The organism is Litchfieldia alkalitelluris (assembly GCF_002153425.1).
In the GTDB taxonomy this organism is placed as follows: Bacteria; Bacillota; Bacilli; order Bacillales; family Salisediminibacteriaceae; genus Evansella; species Evansella alkalicola.
In genome coordinates, this window is record NZ_KZ119600.1 from 112,920 (window position 1) to 129,035 (window position 16,116).

Here is a 16,116-nt window from a genome sequence, read left to right on the forward strand (position 1 = left end):
TGGTAAGCCTCCTCGATGCTTTGCAAAAAATCAACATCACAGTTTAACAGAACCATTTTCAAATAAGGAAGAGGGTTAAAAAGATGGGAACACCGATTTTACAAGTTGAGAATCTTTCCTTCCAATATGATAAAAGGACAGCTCATACATTATCCAATGTCTCTTTTACGGCCCAACAAGGGGAATGGCTCGGAATTGTTGGTAACAATGGATCTGGAAAATCAACGTTAGCCAAACTCCTTGTTGGCCTCTTACAGCCTGAGGAGGGACAAATTCACATCAATGGAATGAAAGTGAACCAAGAGAACATCTGGAAAGTCAGGAGTAAAATCGGATTAGTGTTCCAAAACCCGGACAACCAGTTCATCGGGACAACAGTGGAAGACGATGTGGCTTTCGGGTTAGAGAATTTAAATATGCCTTATGAGGACATGAAAGCAAGGGTAGATGAAGCCCTCAGTTTAGTTGGAATGACCGACTTTAGATATTATGATCCTTCCAATCTATCAGGTGGTCAAAAACAGCGGGTAGCAATTGCAGGAATCCTTGCATTAAAGCCCTCTATCCTTATTCTTGATGAGGCATTTGTCATGCTTGATCCAAAGAGCAGAAGAGAACTACTAGCAACGTTAAAAAAACTGAAGCAGGACGAAAATATCACGATTATATCTATTACTCATGATATGAATGAGGCAGTGGATGCAGATCGAATTATTGTTTTAAAGGCAGGGAAGATTGTCAATAGTGGTACTCCAAGTGAGGTTTTCCATGAAGAACAAGAGCTGGAACCACCTTTTGCAGAACAGTTAAGAAGATTATTACAGGAGCGAAACGCAAAAGTTCCTCCTGAATTCATGACAGAACAAGAATTGGTGCGATGGCTATGCAAGTAAAACTGTCAGGAGTGAAAGCAGACTATCAATTAGGACCTATACGGAGTCCGTTAGTTCTCAATGGTGTGGATTTAACGTTATCTTCAGGCTCACTTACAGCAGTGGTGGGACATACTGGTGCGGGGAAATCAAGCTTGTTAAAAATGCTAAATGGCTTACTTCTTCCTACTGAAGGGGAAGTGCAGGTAGGGGACGCTACGATTAAACCAAATCATTCTAAAAAGGCATTAAAGGAGATACGAAAAAAAGTGGGAATGGTCTTTCAATTCCCAGAATCTCAACTTTTTGCGGAAACAGTGGAAAAAGACATTTCCTTTGGCCCTCTCAACTTCGGTTTTTCCCGAGATGAAGTCTTGAAGCGGGCATACGAGGCTGCCATGCAAGTGGGTATCGATCCTGAAGGTGGAATGATGGAGAAGTCCCCGTTTACTTTATCTGGAGGACAGAAAAGGCGAGTGGCTATTGCAGGAATCCTGGCCATGGATCCTGACATTCTTGTTTTAGATGAGCCAGGGGCTGGACTTGATCCAGCTGGAAAAAAAGAGATTTTAACACTCATACAATCCTGGCATAAAACAAGGAATTTAACGACTATCTTAGTCACGCATGACATGGAAGATGTGGTTCGATACGCAGACAATGTAGTCGTAATGGAAAAGGGTAAAGTAGTGATGCACGATACAGTATATAACGTTTTTGCGGACGTTGAGAAACTCGCAGAATGGCATTTGGACCTTCCCGATGCAAGAAGGCTCCAATTAAAAATTGAGCATGAAACAGGTAAGCAGCTACCAGGTGTTTGCTTAACGCCGGAAGAACTGGCAGATGCTTTAATAGAGGTGGGATTAGTGTGAATAAGCTAATATTAGGACGCTATTTCCCTGGGGAATCCGTGTTACATTACATGGATCCAAGGGCAAAGCTCCTAGCTGGATTCATTTTTATATTTATCGTTTTCTTGGCGAGTAATTGGCAGACATTAGCTCTTCTCACTAGCTTCACCTTTTTTGTGATGTGTCTATCAGGTGTCTCCTTCAAAGTATATCTCCGCGGAGTCAGGCCATTAATTTGGCTCATTTTGTTTACTGTTTTTCTGCAAGTCTTATTTCGCTCTGGAGGAACGGTTTATTTTGATTGGGGCCCAATAACCATCTCTCACAATGGCATCATTAACGGTGTATATATCTTTTTCAGGTTCGTATTAATTATCTTTTTTACAACTGTGATTACTTTGACTACGAAGCCAATTGAGTTGACGGACGGCATCTACTTTTTACTGAGTCCCCTTGAAAAACTAAAGGTTCCTGTTGATGAAATAGCATTAATGCTATCCATATCCTTAAGGTTCATTCCAAACCTGTTGGACGAAACACAAAAGGTCATGGATGCGCAGCGAGCTAGGGGAACGGAATTCGGGGAGGGTTCCTTACTAAAACAAATGAAAACACTAGTCCCCATCTTTCTGCCGTTATATGAGAGTTCCCTCAATCGGGCAGAGGATATGGCCAATGTGATGGAGGTTAGGGGATATCAGTCTGGACTGACAAGATCCAACTTTCGCAGACTAACTTGGCACACCAAGGACACACTTGCACTAGTGACGATGGCCCTTCTTACATTGGGACTGCTCCTTTTACAGTAGGTAAGGATAGTGTTTTAGTATATAAAAGCAAAACTTCTAGTAGAATATGTAGTTTCGTTCGTGAGGAGAAAATTCAAATATGACCGTAATTCCTAGTCCAATAAGATATCTACTTGGACTAGGTTTTTTTATTGATTCAACGAGGTTTTTCCTTAATTTAGTCTTAAATTGGCTCCCGAATTTTCTTACTAAAAATAACAGACTAATGACTATTATTCAATAATTATTTTGTATTTAAAGTAGTTGCTATTTGTCTATCTGAAATGAGTTCAATTAGGCGGAAACTAATTAACCAGTAAAGATACATGTAAAAGAACCAACTATATAGGAGTAGTCGGTTCGTTAGGGTTAAATATAATTATTTCATCTTCAACTAACTCCCTCGTTACTTTAAGTGTAACTATTCACAATAAATGAAACAGTGGCCAACCCCTCTACACAAAAAAGACTAACCCCGCTTTGAGGATAGTCTATTCATTTGTTTCTATTATTTTAGTGAGTAATTTTTCCAATAAGCTGCTGTCCCCTTTAACCGTTCCATCCATATATAAATGATATATATCATCATCTAAATTTAAATTTATTTCTAGTATATATCCTTTAGTTAAAGCAAGTACTCGGATCACTTCCCTTTGTGTCCTGCCGTTTCCTTCTCTAAATGGATGCATATAGTTTAAATTATCCAATATCTCCGCTAAAGTTTTTATGATTGTGGACTTATCATTTGCTTGTCGATGATAATCTGTTATCAGTTTATTCATATATTCTGAACCGGTAACAAAGGCTTGCATTGCCATAAACGGATTTCCATCTTTTGATATATTAACTTGACGAAATTCTCTCCAGCCCAATGATAAATCTCTTCAAACAGGAATTGATGTATCTTCTGAATGTCTTTCATCGAATAAACATGAATGGGATTTTCGAACAAATCAAGTAATTTCTTCGTAACAATACGATATTCCTTGGTCTGTAATTCTTGTGCAGATTTAATGTTAAATTCATTCCGCAGGACTCCGCTGTCAGGGTCTACATACAAATAATCTGGGTCTTCATATTTGTATGATGCATATCTTTTCCTAGTCATCGGATTTTTCCTTTTGTTTTAAAATAAGATAATCCTTTACTTGTTCGACATCCTGTTTCGTAGGCTGCCAGCCTTCAATCATATTCGAACTAATTGCGTACAACGCACCTCTAAATTCTTTCTGATTCTTAAATTTAACACCCATAATAGTTAGTTGAGGTTTATTGACATCCAACTTCAATCCATACACCTCCAAGTACTCATACCCTTATTATATCATGGTTAAAACCTACATAGAAACATGCTTCTTCTGCAAGGATTGCCTCCGTTTGTTATACAAGAAAAGCACCCATTTTTTGAGTGCTAGTTATCTTTATAAAACCATCCCTAAGATTTCATCAACCCACTCAGGTTCTTCTTCAATTTCTACTTTTTCACATAAGCTCTTATGTGTTTTTTTAAATTCAGGAATAATTTTTTTCAGTACGTCCATTAAATCATTCGGTTCTCTACTACTATGCCAGTCTGCTAAAAGTGCAAGTTGCCAATTATCTAATTCGCTTCTTTCACCTTCATATTTTGCCCAATCCCCGAACGCATTTGGTTGCAACCCTTTGTCCATATACCAAGCCATTGCCATAGACATTCTTAGATTATCCAGGCAATTTAGGGCGTAATACATTTCTTTTCTGTTTACCCTTCGATAAGCCTCATGAACATATGCAAAAAATTTAGTTCTCCACATCTCAACTTCTTGAACATTTGGTCGAAAAAAAAGATTCATTGATTTTTTTAGGAGTTCTTCCATAAATCCTGTTGTGTCCAAAACAATGCTAATGTTTTGTAACCATACAGATGGTTGAATATCTTCTTTTCTATAATAAAATGTATCAACCTTTATGAAATTATCATAGTGAGCAACACTATATGTTCCCCAAGGGAAATCTTCGAAAAACAATACCTTCCCCCAGTTTTTAGCTCTCTCTCTTTTGTTCAATCTATATTCTTCAAACACTTCATCTTTAACAACTATACGGAGGTCAATATCAGAATATAAGTCTGTATTTCGATTTCCTATTGAACCCCCATAAAAAACAGCTAATACATTTTCATCTTTCAATAAATCTTGCTCAATTTCTTTTAGCATAGTTTGACGATATTTTGGTATATTTAAATCTCTATCACGATGTTTATATTCTAATCCCACACATTAAATAACCACTCCTTTAATGTTTCTTTTATATTTGTTCGCCATAAAGAAAAAAATTCCTTCTTCAGCTATTCTCCCAGTTACTTCAATATCTTTTATAATCAATTTTAATGTTAACACTATTTTCCTTTTATTTGGTATGAAAATGTAAAAAGGCATCTCTGCTTATTGCAGAAACGCTTTCCCGTATGATTAAGTGAATCATTCACAAATTATATAGTAATTAGCATACAATTCTATTATCTAGTACCAGTATCCATAAGATTTCCTAGTATATATATATTACTCCTGGTTATTCAGCTTCTGGCATAAAATTTCCTTCAATCTCAAAAGAATACCCTAAGCGCCTTTATATGTCCCAGAACCACCATCGCCTGCGATAACAATTGGTTATTACTAACTTGGTTAACACAAGAAGCAACTAGTCTATTCCTTACCACCCTGTCTATTGATTAAGTTATCAAAGTCTCCTCGTTTTATAGATATTATTGCAGACAGTAGCGCCAAAGATGCAAACAAAGAGGACCATTTAAGATGGAATTCTCCAGTTTCCTGCAATAAACAGTAAGCAACATATGGTACATCTGCAAAACTGATTACTGCAACAATCCCTAAAAACCAAAGTAAAAAGATTTTTAATTTATTATTCATTTTTAGTTAACCGCCCCAATAGCTTAAGTGTATTTTTCCACAATCAATGTCATTATTGTTTAATTATACCATAATATTTTCCATTAACTTTCCAAAAAAGCGGAATAATGTAGAAAATATGCTAATTAGATGTATATTTAATTTGTTTTTCATGGTAAAAAAACGAGACAAATTCACTATGTAAAAAGGGCTCGTTTTTGCTGTGTAATTTTCATTTACCTTCCTCTAAACGGAACTTCTTACTAGTAGAAGAGTACCTTTCATCTTTTGAGTAATAGTTGTAAAATATAAATGAACTGGAAAATTGTAGCTAGGGTTCCGCTTTCTTAGAAGGTCTGTGACCGAGGGCTACATCTTTTACCATAACGTAAAAGGCACCTATTGACATAAAAGGTCCGAGGGGAAAGGTTCAGCGTATTTGCAATGCGTTGAAATCCTTTTCTCCTCGGGCCTTTTTTATTATTTGAAGGGAGGATTATAAGTTGAAAAGAATTGATGAATTAAGAGCTGGCGTGGCAGTTATAGTTTTGAATGAGGAAAACCAAGTTTTGTTACAGAAAAGAGCGGATGTAGAACTATGGGGTATTCCTTCAGGACACATAGAAATTGGAGAAACCGTTTCTAACGCAGCCATTAGAGAAGTAAAGGAGGAAACTAATTTAGATATAAGAATTAAAAAGCTGATTGGAGTATACTCTGAGCCTAACTCGCAGGTTTTTACTTATCCAAATGGTGAGGTAGTGCATTTTATAACAACTTGTTTTCTTGCTGAAGTTAGGTGTGGAGAACTTAGATGTAATTCTGATGAATCACTTGAGGTGAGATTTTTTGATCCAGAAAATCTACCGCGAAACTTACTGAAAATGCACCCCCGCTGGTTAAAGGATGCCCTTGCTAATCGAGATCAGGCATTTATTCGATAAATGTTATCCTATTTTCATAGTTATAAAGACAACTCCAGGTACATGCTGGATTACTTTTAAACTATTATTACGATTAAAAAGTTATAATATTTTAATTTTTTAAAAATAGTGTTAAACTATGAACATAATAAAATTTACTTCAGAAAGATGTGCCCAAGTCAGGCGGTCATTCTTTCTGTAAATCTTATGATAAGGACGGGAAAAATGGATAGCAAACACACGAAAACAGACGTTATCTTAATAGGTGCAGGTGTCATGAGTGCGACATTGGGGACGCTTCTGAAGGAATTAGTACCAGACTGGGATATTACAGTTTTCGAGAAGCTCTCAAACGCAGGGGAAGAAAGCTCAAATGAATGGAATAATGCAGGAACAGGGCATGCGGCTTTATGTGAATTAAACTACACATCGGAAAAACCTGATGGATCTGTAGATATTAGTAAAGCAATTAAGGTAAATGAACAGTTTCAAGTTTCTATGCAGTTTTGGTCTTATTTAGCAAACAACAAATTGCTCAGAGAACCACAGAATTTTATTAAGGAATTGCCACACATGAGTTTTGTCCAAGGGGAAGCTAATGTCAATTTTTTAAGAAATCGTTATAAAGCGCTATCAAATAACCCCTTATTTGAAGAGATGGTGTTCTCTGATGATCCAGATCAGTTAAAAGAATGGGCTCCCGTTATGATGAAAGACAGGGAAATCACAGAACCAATTGCAGCAACGAAAGTGGATTCTGGTACGGACGTAAACTTTGGGGCATTAACGAGAATGATGTTTGACCATTTATCTAGTAAAGGTGTCAACATCCACTATAATAACAGTGTCACTAATATTAAACGTAATAGTGAAGGTTCCTGGGACCTACAGGTGCTAAACTTGAGAAGCGGTAGCCTTAAGACTTACACTTCAAAGTTTGTTTTTATTGGTGGCGGTGGTGGAAGCTTACATTTACTGCAAAAATCAGGTATCCCCGAAGGAAAGAATATTGGAGGATTCCCTGTAAGTGGTCTTTTTATGGTATGCAACAATCCATTCGTAACGGAGCAGCACCATGCTAAAGTATACGGTAAAGCAAAGGTAGGCGCACCTCCAATGTCTGTGCCCCACCTTGATACTAGATTCATAGATAATAAGAAATCGTTACTGTTCGGTCCGTTTGCAGGCTTTACACCGAAGTTTTTAAAGTATGGTTCTATGTTTGATTTGCTGTCTTCTGTGAAGCCAGATAACGTGTTAACAATGCTTGCTGCTGGTGCAAAAAATATGTCGTTGACGAAATATTTAATCCAGCAAGTTATGCTATCCAAGGAAAAGCGCATGGAAGAGTTACGTGAATTTATTCCAAATGCAAAGAGTGAGGATTGGGATTTAGTTGTGGCAGGCCAACGTGTGCAGGTTATTAAAGATACGGAAGATGGAGGAGTCGGAACCCTTCAATTTGGTACAGAAGTGGTAACAGCGGAAGACGGCTCTATTGCAGCATTACTCGGTGCATCACCAGGTGCTTCCACTGCAGTTTCCGTTATGCTTGAGATCGTGGAGAGATGTTTCCCGGAACACTTAAAAGAATGGGAGCCTAAAATCAAAGAAATGGTACCGTCATATGGTTTGTCCTTAATGGAAAACCCTGAGCTTCTTAAGGAAATTCAAAGATCAACATCTGAGTCACTCGGGTTTGTTGAACGTGAGGTTGTATACAGTAACGCCTGACAAGGGGAAAAAATCGCAGATTGACGTCTGCGATTTTTTTATATATTGAGGTTAACGTCGAGAGTTCTGTAGTGGTATAAAATATGACTTAGTTGAACGATAAAACAAATAAAGGCATGAGAATCAACGATAAGTAGTTCCATTTAGAGGGAGAAAAACTAATAATTATAACAAAAACGAGACCTGTTCACATAGTGCATTTGTCTCGATTTTTCAATCTAAAAAAAATAGTAAATATACATCTAATTAGCTCGTTTTTGTAGCGTTCGTACTCTGCTTATTCCGGAAGCGACTGGAGATTTAATGGTATAATTAAATAATGGAAATTAGATTGTTAAACAGTGTACTTAAGTGAATGGATAGAAGAGTGAAAGAAGCAATCATGTGCACGATATCATTTTATAGTAAAATATTGGAAACACCCCTGGTATACTTTGAAATTTCAAAATATTTATTATATACTAATATCATACCTAGTATTACTATGTATTTAATGAAAGGGTTAAATTATGATTGGAGGAGATTTATTATGAAAAAAGTATTATTGTTAATATTCTTAGTATTTTGTTGTGTTTCTTTAATTGCTTGTCAATCTGAAAATGAAGAAATGGCATTATTAGATACTATAGCTGATATTTTAATCTCCAAATCAAATGGTTATGGAGGGTTAAATGAAGATTATTTTCTTTCGTTTAACCAAGAAGAAACTATATCAGTTTTTGAAGTTATTTTGAAAAATACAAAAGGAATAAGTCAAACTGTGGATGTGACTAATGAAAAACCTGATTTCGACATATTGATACGTTATGAAGATGGTAATAATCAAGGATTACATCTTTCACTTGGAAATGAGGGGGAAGAAAGCGTAATAACGTATATCGGTCACGAAAGAAATGGCTTTATTGTTTCTGCTAAAGATACAAATGAATTAAGACTGTTATTAGGCGTTTAATAAGACATTATTAAATAAACGGGATGCGCTAGTAATATAAGCTGTCGAGACCTTGTAGAATAAACAAGGAGGTTACTTAAACAAATACCTTTGAAATGCAGAATAGTGAGAGTATAACTTAGGAGGTAAATTCTAATGGAAGCAACTATTCCAACACATATTGCTATTATGATGGACGGAAATGGAAGGTGGGGAAAACAGAGAGGGCTTACTAGAAGTCAGGGACATTATGCTGGTTCTAAAACGATGGAAAATCTTATTAAGGACTCATTAGACTTAGGTATTAAAGTTTTGACTTTATATGCGTTTTCTACAGAGAACTGGACAAGACCTATAAAGGAAATCCAATACTTAATGAATTTACCTGCAAAGTTTCTAAATGCAAAGCTACCTGATTTTATGGAGAATAATATAAAGATATGTATCTCTGGAGACATTGAAGGACTACCAAGTCATACTAAAAAGGCTGTAAAAATTGCTGTTAGTGAAACAAAAAACAATAATAAACTTATCGTAAATTTCGCTTTAAATTATGGAGGAAGACATGAAATAATTGCAGCTGTTAAAAAAATAGCAAATGATATTCAAAATTCAATAATAACTAATAAAAATATAGATGAAAAACTTATAAATTCATACCTCTATACAACTGGTCTCCCCGACCCTGATATAATTATTAGAACTGGAGGAGAGAAGAGAATTAGTAACTTTTTATTATGGCAATCTTCAAATTCAGAATTATGGTTTACTGATACCTACTTTCCAGATTTTAATAAAAGACTACTCCTTCAAGCAATTGATGAAGTTAATAGAAGAAAAATTAAATAAATTCAATACATTTATGTATTTTATAATCGTTTTTACTTTTAATGGTATTATTTTACCTACTTACATAGAATATCTATGTATCGGAGGAGTTGACTATAATATGAACAAAAGAAAGTTGTTTTGTTGGAATGTTGTATAAATGGGGAAAAATTATGGGATGTAACAAGAGGAGGAATATATGAAAAACATAATTAGTGCTGGTCTATTATTTTTAAATATAATTATATTTTTCAATGTTGCTGGTTGTGGCAATTATATAACTCGTGAAGAAGCTATGAATGAGGTAAAATCAATTGACTTATCAAACGAAAATATTGATGGGATTATGTTAGGAATGGTCATAACTGATGATAAATTTGTCGAAGAACATGGGCAATTTGTAGTTCACCCTGATAATGATGATAGAGCTCCAGATGCACCCAAAAAGCATTATGACTTGTATTGGAATGGAGATATTATTATTAGAGTCGACAAGGAAACAAATGAAATTCTAATGGTGCAACCATTGGAAAGCAATACCAATGCAACGACAATGAATGGGATTGCAATAGGAACTTCCCTTGAAGGTGTCATCGACTTATATGGAGATGATTACTATATATACGAGGATAGTAGTCAAACATTAAAAGAAATCGGTTATGCTGACCATAATAACAATATAAGAATATCATTTGGTCATTTTTATGAAAAGGTTACTTCTATTAGTTTAGGATATATTGTTGACTAACTAAAGGGTAAGCGTTTCTGCAATAAGCAGAGACGCTTTTTTACATTTTCAACCCAAATAAAAGGAAATTAGTGTTAGCATTAAAATAGAGTATAAAAGATAAAGAAGTAACGGAGAGGTTAGGAGAAAAAATAGAAATAGTATTGGAGATGAAAGTAATGAACGAAGAATTAGATAAAGCAATTGAATTACGGAAAAGGGGAAATCACAAAGAGTCGAACAAATTACTAATGAGATTAGCAGAGGAGTATCCTGATGATACTTCAATTAACTACCAATGTGCCTGGAGTTATGACATATTAGGGGAAGAAGCAAATGCAGTGCCTTTTTATGAAAAAGCCATCAAGCTAGGGCTGCCTGAAAAGGATTTAGAAGACGCATTACTGGGATTAGGTAGTACATACAGAACATTGGGAGAATACGAAAAGTCAAAAAACACATTTGAAAAAGGCATGGGACTATTCCCCAATAACAGAGCAATGCACACGTTCTATTCGATGACTCTATATAACTTGAATGAACATAGTAAAGCTATGGAGCTATTACTAAAATGTTTAATAGATACGACTAAAGACCCTGAGATTTCCAGTTATAAAAAAGCAATTGAATTCGATTCGAACAAATTAGATGAAATTTGGAAGTGATTTGTGAAAATATACTTACATTAACGGAAGCAATAGTAAAGTATCTTTCGCTTCTGTTGTGGTGCTAACGGGGAGTTCAACGGAAAAAACCAAAACTTTAACAAATGTGCTTACCAAAAATAATAAAAGTGTTAAATAGGGGGATTAGAGAGATGAAAACATCAGATTTGCCGAAAGTTCAAGTAAGAGAATTAACTCTCGACGATGTGGAAGACCGTTATCAATGGTGTTTAGATAAAGAAGTGACCAAACACCTAAATATGCCAGAGAAGTACCCACCGTTTAGCAAGGATGAAACCAGAAGTTGGGTTGAGAAGTGCATTAACAAAACAAATGGGTACGAACAAAAAGCCATTGTAACAGAAGGAGGAAAGCACATTGGTTGGGTTGACTTAAAGAACATAGATAAAATGAATAAGCACGCAGAATTAGGGATTGCAATAGGTGATAAGGAATATTGGGGCAAGGGCTTTGGACTTGCTGCAATGAAGGAAATGCTGCTATGGGGATTTAACGAATTAGGTTTAAATAAGATTTGGTTAAGAGTTGAAGTAGATAATGAAAAGGCAATCAAATCTTATATTCGAATGGGTTATGTGGAAGAGGGGATTTTGAGACAAGACCGATTAAGAAATGGAGAATTTGTAGACCGTTTAAGAATGAGTATTCTTAAGCAGGAGTTCTTCAAGTAACGGGGAGCGGGAGTTGCACAAGTCTTCGCTTTCGTTATGGCGCTAACGGGGAGTTTCCTTAAACAATTGCTATTAGTAATTGAAACTTTTTATTAAGTCTTTTCGTATGTAAGAGAAAATTAAATGATGGGGTGTTTGTTATGATGAGTAATGTAGGAATTCCAGGGTTAATGATGATTTTGGTTATACTTGCCGTAATTGTAGGAGGTATTTGGCTATTATTTCGTGCATTATCAAAAAAGTAATCGCTCTTGACTTTGAACTGAACGGGCATTGAACTGTCGCTACCCTTATGTCGCTAACGGGTAAGCGGTAGTGAAACTAGCTGGTGCTGCTGTTACGGCACTAACGGGGAGGTGAGCTTATTAACAAAGGTAAGATAATTACAGTTATTGTTGTTTTAGTTATCATAGGATTCTTTTCATACCACGGAATACGTTCTGGTTTAATTCATATGTATTTTTCACCTGATGTAGAGGAGAGGGTGGTAGAGGAAGAGAATTATGTAAAGTATAGTAGTGGAGATATAAGGTTTAATGTAGATGAACAACATGGTGGTCATGTAATGCCAATAACGATTGAAAACGAATCAAGTAAAATATACGCATATGCTGATAGAAAGTCATTCGGCTTTCCCAGCAATACAATAATCGTTGAATTGTGGGAATCTGAACCAAATACTCTTTTAGGTAAGTGTTTAGTAACCAGTGAAGAGTTATGTGATTTTGAAAAGAACCAAGTTAGTTATAGGGAGGAAGGTGGATTCAAATATTTGAGTGAAAGTAACGAAAACTTAACACTTTCTGCTGGAGATTATTGGGTGTATTTTATTTCACAAGATAAACACACTTGGGAACCTTGGGTTAAGGTGGAGTAATGAAAAAGTATTTATTACTGAACATTATTAAGAACACAATTGATTATAAAGGACAAAGTTTGTTAAACAAACGGGTTGCGTTAATGGAACAAGGTGCCACTACTGTTTTGACGCTAAAGGAAAGGATTCTTTAATAAGCGATGTTGTGTTATGCTTTTTAAGGACTAACTATTATAGAGGAGATTTGGATTATGATAGACCAACAGCTTTTTCACGGTTATGCAACTTTAATTCTTATTATTTATGTAATCTACGACCTCATTCGTAATAGAAAGAAGGAACATTCGCTACTACGGCGGTTTGTATTTTACAGCTTTATTTATTACATGATTAACGTAATAAAATTAACATTACTTCCCATAATGTTTATACCATTTACAGTTTCAGTTCAATTAGTTCCCTTTTATTTTGTTATTGATTCACTTAATAGTGGCTATATCGCGACGGCTTATTTGCAAAATATCATATTACTCTTACCTTTAGGTGTGTATTTACCTTTATTGTTTCAACGTTTACGTAATCTGAAATTAACAATTTTTGTAGCATTTTTAACAAGCACTTCAATAGAGACTATACAATTAATAAAAGGTTTAACTATTGGTTCACATAGAACTTTTAACGTAGATGACATTATATTGAATACATCTGGAGCTATATTAGGCTATTTTATTTTCAAAATAATATTTGTTATTTTAAAGAAATTTAACCTTTCTATTTTAGACAAGTTTGATGTTAGAACTTAGGGAATTATTGTTCAAGTAACGGGTAGCTTTAGTGGAACAAGCTGTCGCTTCCGTTGTGTCGCTAACGGGTTGCGTTAGTGACAATCCGATTACAACATTATAGTAATAATTTCAGACACTATATCACTTGATACAGTGTCTTTCTTTAACTCATTTCATTATTAGTAGTTTGTAATTGTTGAAGATTGCCAAAAACAGTAATAAAACTATTAAGGAGGAACTATGATGTTGTTATCGGAAGCTTGGGAGAACTATCAATCGGATAAGATGCTTGAAGGTTATTCACTACAAACATTAAAAGCCTATACCGTTCAATATAATCTATTAGTCAAGCACTTTCCTCAAGAAGTAAAATTAGAAGAAATAGAACATAGGGATTTAAAGGCGTACTTAGTGAAGGATTCTGAACGACTCAAACCAGCAAGCTTAGGGCATCGGATTCGCTTTGTTAAGTCCCTTTTTAAATGGGCAAATGATGAAGGATTTATTAAAAATAATCCTGCCAGAAAACTGAAGGAACCCAAAACATCTATAAGGATACCGAAATTTCTTACTGAAAAAGAAATCGAATATTTACGAGAAGCTTGTTGTAATTCATTTGAGAATGCATTATTTGAATTTATGTATTCAACAGGTTGTCGTATCGGGGAAATTGTATTACTAGATAAAGAAAGTATTAGCTTAGAAAGTCGGTCTGCCATTGTAAGAGGAAAAGGAGATAAAGAACGGGAAGTCTACTTCAATATTCGTTGTGAGATATGGCTAAAAAGGTACTTGGAAGAACGATTGGATACCAATAGGGCTTTATTTGTAACGGAGAGAACCCCTCGTCGGTTGAGTATTGCACAGATGAGATATGTAATAAAACGGATATCCAGTAGAGCTGGAATAAATAAAAGCATTCATCCTCACCAACTGAGACATAGTTATGCGACTCATATGTTGAATAATGGTGCTCCACTGGAAGTTATACAGAATTTATTAGGACATGAAAAAAGTGAGACAACAAAGATTTATGCACAACTTAGTGGTGCAATGCGGAGAGAATTATACCGCAAGTATTTCTGATAAAATGAATAAATATCCCCTTTGGTTAGACATTTATTTGGAAATTCATGTTAAACTAAAGGGGAGATTTGAAAAAAGGAGATGTCAAAATGGGTGGTTTAATTATTGTACTTCCAATTATTACAGTTTTGATTGGGCTATATTTAATAACATTAGGGTTATGGGAATTAAGAGAAGGCGTAAATAGAAACCAATACATAAAGTATATGTTCACTGGATTATTCTTACTAGTTTTAGTAACCCCTATGATTTGGCTTTTTGGAAGCAGCCTTCTAATCTGAATTGTTTAAGTGTGCGAAATGCTGTATTTAACAAACGGAGAGCGTTAGTTATAGATGAAATAATTACATTTAATCCTAAAGAACCGACTACTCCTGCGCAGTTGGTTCTTTATTATGCTCACCATATCACAAAGAGGTGAATGGGCTATTATACTTATTTGTATATATTGTTACATTTTTAACAAGTATATACGGAAGCATAATTATTGCTTTATTTAAATAACAAATTTATAATTACTTACATAAAGTAACTAACTTAATTAAAATAATATTTTACCCAAGAAAGGGTTGATCTTATGGAATCTAAATTTTTCAGTAAGCCAACTGTATATGTTGGTGAAGTTAGCATTAACGTGATCAATATAGAGAAATCACTACAGTTTTATAATGAATTTTTAGGCTTAAGTGTACTGGAAAAAGGGGGACGTAAAGCTGTACTGACAGCAGATGGTACTAATCCTTTACTTACTTTACATCAACCGGAAGATGTTACAGGTAAGAAAGCCCGAACAACAGGATTATTTCACTTTGCGATTCTTTTACCAACTAGAAGTGATTTGTCCGCGTTTTTAAATCATCTTGTTCAAACAGGGGTTCAACTTGGCGCGTCTGATCATCTTGTAAGTGAGGCATTGTATATTAGTGACCCTGATGGGAATGGGATCGAGATTTACCATGACCGTTTAGCTTCAGAATGGGATTGGGTGAATGGGGAAGTAGTGATGGCTACGGAACCGTTAGATGGACAAGGTCTCTTAGCAGAAAGCAATGAGAGTTGGAATGGTTTCCCACCTGAAACAGTGATGGGTCATATTCACCTCCATGTTTCTAGTTTAGAAGGTTCACAGGAGTTTTACACAAAAGGGCTAGGATTTGATATTGCTACAAGCAAATATCCAGGTGCTTTGTTTCTATCAACTGGCGGATACCACCACCATATTGGATTAAACGTGTGGAATGGCGAAGGGGCATCTGCGCCGGCGAAAAATAGTGTTGGATTTGTTAGCTATACGTTGGTTTACCCGAATCAGGAAGTGAGAGATAAAGTTGTCTCCAATCTTACTAATATTGGAGTAAGTGTAGATAAGAAGGATTATCGAACCGAAGACCCATCAGGAAATGAGATTGTTTTAGTAGTCGGTGAATAATCATATCTTCTTCACTAGATTTACTTGGTTCAAAAAAAGTTAGCTCCATGAAGGTGATATTGGAAACTCTATTTCCACGGTAGCCTTTAAAGAGGTG

General features: G+C 35.4%; 20 protein-coding genes. 16 read left to right on the forward strand and 4 right to left on the reverse strand.

Annotation, left to right across the window (positions count from 1 at the left end; genetic code table 11):
- Positions 1–83 precede the first annotated feature (83 nt).
- The 3 genes from BW724_RS00645 to BW724_RS00655 are packed head-to-tail and all read left to right on the forward strand — an operon-like array spanning position 84 to position 2,535.
- A complete protein-coding gene (locus BW724_RS00645) occupies positions 84–893 on the forward strand; it encodes an energy-coupling factor transporter ATPase (protein ID WP_088073194.1) in 810 nt (269 codons plus the stop codon).
- Positions 884–1,747, forward strand: a complete 864-nt coding sequence (locus BW724_RS00650; protein WP_088073195.1) for an energy-coupling factor transporter ATPase — start codon at positions 884–886, stop codon at positions 1,745–1,747. The genes BW724_RS00645 and BW724_RS00650 overlap by 10 nt, the downstream gene beginning before the upstream one ends.
- Positions 1,744–2,535 carry an energy-coupling factor transporter transmembrane component T family protein gene (locus BW724_RS00655; RefSeq protein WP_088073196.1) on the forward strand — a complete coding sequence of 264 codons (792 nt, stop codon included), beginning with the start codon at positions 1,744–1,746 and terminating at the stop codon, positions 2,533–2,535. Before BW724_RS00650 ends, BW724_RS00655 begins: the two co-directional genes overlap by 4 nt.
- A 470-nt stretch (positions 2,536–3,005) precedes the next feature.
- Here the strand turns inward: BW724_RS00655 and BW724_RS23920 are convergent, their stop codons facing one another.
- The 4 genes from BW724_RS23920 to BW724_RS00675 form a co-directional block, all read right to left on the reverse strand.
- Positions 3,006–3,386, reverse strand: a complete 381-nt coding sequence (locus BW724_RS23920) for a Fic family protein (protein WP_205160350.1) — start codon at positions 3,384–3,386, stop codon at positions 3,006–3,008.
- 228 nt (positions 3,387–3,614) lie between these two features.
- The gene (locus BW724_RS00665) at positions 3,615–3,803 is read right to left on the reverse strand and encodes a hypothetical protein (RefSeq protein ID WP_088073197.1); all 189 of its coding nucleotides are present in this window, start codon (positions 3,801–3,803) and stop codon (positions 3,615–3,617) included.
- Between the two features lie 132 nt (positions 3,804–3,935).
- Positions 3,936–4,769 carry a nucleotidyltransferase family protein gene (locus BW724_RS00670; RefSeq protein WP_088073198.1) on the reverse strand — a complete coding sequence of 278 codons (834 nt, stop codon included), beginning with the start codon at positions 4,767–4,769 and terminating at the stop codon, positions 3,936–3,938.
- Positions 4,770–5,198: 429 nt separating this feature from the next.
- On the reverse strand, positions 5,199–5,423 hold the full coding sequence (locus BW724_RS00675; RefSeq protein WP_088073199.1) for a hypothetical protein: 225 nt from the start codon (positions 5,421–5,423) through the stop codon (positions 5,199–5,201).
- Between the two features lie 482 nt (positions 5,424–5,905).
- On the opposite strand from BW724_RS00675, the gene BW724_RS00680 reads away from it, so the two are divergent.
- The 13 genes from BW724_RS00680 to BW724_RS00735 all read left to right on the forward strand — a co-directional run bounded on the left by BW724_RS00680 (position 5,906) and on the right by BW724_RS00735 (position 16,019).
- Complete coding sequence (locus BW724_RS00680) at positions 5,906–6,346, forward strand: NUDIX domain-containing protein (RefSeq protein WP_088073200.1); 441 nt, start codon at positions 5,906–5,908, stop codon at positions 6,344–6,346.
- A 147-nt stretch (positions 6,347–6,493) separates the two neighbouring features.
- A complete protein-coding gene (locus BW724_RS00685) occupies positions 6,494–8,059 on the forward strand; it encodes a malate:quinone oxidoreductase (RefSeq protein ID WP_088073201.1) in 1,566 nt (521 codons plus the stop codon).
- Between the two features lie 529 nt (positions 8,060–8,588).
- Positions 8,589–9,011: a YhfM domain-containing protein gene (locus tag BW724_RS00690; RefSeq protein ID WP_088073202.1), complete on the forward strand. Its 423-nt coding sequence runs from the start codon at positions 8,589–8,591 to the stop codon at positions 9,009–9,011.
- Between the two features lie 135 nt (positions 9,012–9,146).
- Positions 9,147–9,839, forward strand: a complete 693-nt coding sequence (locus BW724_RS00695; RefSeq protein ID WP_088073203.1) for an isoprenyl transferase — start codon at positions 9,147–9,149, stop codon at positions 9,837–9,839.
- 178 nt (positions 9,840–10,017) lie between these two features.
- Positions 10,018–10,566, forward strand: a complete 549-nt coding sequence (locus BW724_RS00700; protein ID WP_088073204.1) for a hypothetical protein — start codon at positions 10,018–10,020, stop codon at positions 10,564–10,566.
- Positions 10,567–10,724: 158 nt separating this feature from the next.
- Positions 10,725–11,210, forward strand: coding sequence for a tetratricopeptide repeat protein (locus BW724_RS00705; RefSeq protein WP_088073205.1), 486 nt, complete (start codon positions 10,725–10,727; stop codon positions 11,208–11,210).
- 152 nt (positions 11,211–11,362) lie between these two features.
- Positions 11,363–11,902 (forward strand): GNAT family N-acetyltransferase, encoded by a 540-nt coding sequence (locus tag BW724_RS00710; RefSeq protein WP_088073206.1) that lies wholly within the window; start codon positions 11,363–11,365, stop codon positions 11,900–11,902.
- 484 nt (positions 11,903–12,386) lie between these two features.
- A complete protein-coding gene (locus BW724_RS00715) occupies positions 12,387–12,779 on the forward strand; it encodes a hypothetical protein (RefSeq protein ID WP_176371238.1) in 393 nt (130 codons plus the stop codon).
- Positions 12,779–12,913, forward strand: a complete 135-nt coding sequence (locus BW724_RS24210) for a hypothetical protein (RefSeq protein WP_268876127.1) — start codon at positions 12,779–12,781, stop codon at positions 12,911–12,913. Before BW724_RS00715 ends, BW724_RS24210 begins: the two co-directional genes overlap by 1 nt.
- Before the next feature lie 57 nt (positions 12,914–12,970).
- Positions 12,971–13,522, forward strand: a complete 552-nt coding sequence (locus tag BW724_RS00720) for a VanZ family protein (RefSeq protein ID WP_088073208.1) — start codon at positions 12,971–12,973, stop codon at positions 13,520–13,522.
- Positions 13,523–13,747: 225 nt separating this feature from the next.
- Positions 13,748–14,590, forward strand: coding sequence for a tyrosine-type recombinase/integrase (locus BW724_RS00725; protein WP_088073209.1), 843 nt, complete (start codon positions 13,748–13,750; stop codon positions 14,588–14,590).
- An 89-nt stretch (positions 14,591–14,679) separates the two neighbouring features.
- On the forward strand, positions 14,680–14,871 hold the full coding sequence (locus BW724_RS00730; protein ID WP_088073210.1) for a hypothetical protein: 192 nt from the start codon (positions 14,680–14,682) through the stop codon (positions 14,869–14,871).
- A 296-nt stretch (positions 14,872–15,167) separates the two neighbouring features.
- Positions 15,168–16,019, forward strand: a complete 852-nt coding sequence (locus tag BW724_RS00735) for a VOC family protein (RefSeq protein WP_088073211.1) — start codon at positions 15,168–15,170, stop codon at positions 16,017–16,019.
- Positions 16,020–16,116: the final 97 nt, after the last annotated feature.

Coding starts and splice junctions, on each gene's coding strand:
- BW724_RS00735 (WP_088073211.1), top strand. CDS start 15,168: ATGGAATCTAAATTTTTCAGTAAGCCAACTGTATATGTTGGTGAAGTT.
- BW724_RS00685 (WP_088073201.1), top strand. CDS start 6,494: ATGTGCCCAAGTCAGGCGGTCATTCTTTCTGTAAATCTTATGATAAGG.
- BW724_RS00700 (WP_088073204.1), top strand. CDS start 10,018: ATGAAAAACATAATTAGTGCTGGTCTATTATTTTTAAATATAATTATA.
- BW724_RS00710 (WP_088073206.1), top strand. CDS start 11,363: ATGAAAACATCAGATTTGCCGAAAGTTCAAGTAAGAGAATTAACTCTC.
- BW724_RS24210 (WP_268876127.1), top strand. CDS start 12,779: ATGAAAAAGTATTTATTACTGAACATTATTAAGAACACAATTGATTAT.
- BW724_RS00690 (WP_088073202.1), top strand. CDS start 8,589: ATGAAAAAAGTATTATTGTTAATATTCTTAGTATTTTGTTGTGTTTCT.
- BW724_RS00695 (WP_088073203.1), top strand. CDS start 9,147: ATGGAAGCAACTATTCCAACACATATTGCTATTATGATGGACGGAAAT.
- BW724_RS00730 (WP_088073210.1), top strand. CDS start 14,680: ATGGGTGGTTTAATTATTGTACTTCCAATTATTACAGTTTTGATTGGG.
- BW724_RS00645 (WP_088073194.1), top strand. CDS start 84: ATGGGAACACCGATTTTACAAGTTGAGAATCTTTCCTTCCAATATGAT.
- BW724_RS00725 (WP_088073209.1), top strand. CDS start 13,748: ATGTTGTTATCGGAAGCTTGGGAGAACTATCAATCGGATAAGATGCTT.
- BW724_RS00675 (WP_088073199.1), bottom strand. CDS start 5,423: ATGAATAATAAATTAAAAATCTTTTTACTTTGGTTTTTAGGGATTGTT.
- BW724_RS00705 (WP_088073205.1), top strand. CDS start 10,725: ATGAACGAAGAATTAGATAAAGCAATTGAATTACGGAAAAGGGGAAAT.
- BW724_RS00720 (WP_088073208.1), top strand. CDS start 12,971: ATGATAGACCAACAGCTTTTTCACGGTTATGCAACTTTAATTCTTATT.
- BW724_RS00650 (WP_088073195.1), top strand. CDS start 884: ATGCAAGTAAAACTGTCAGGAGTGAAAGCAGACTATCAATTAGGACCT.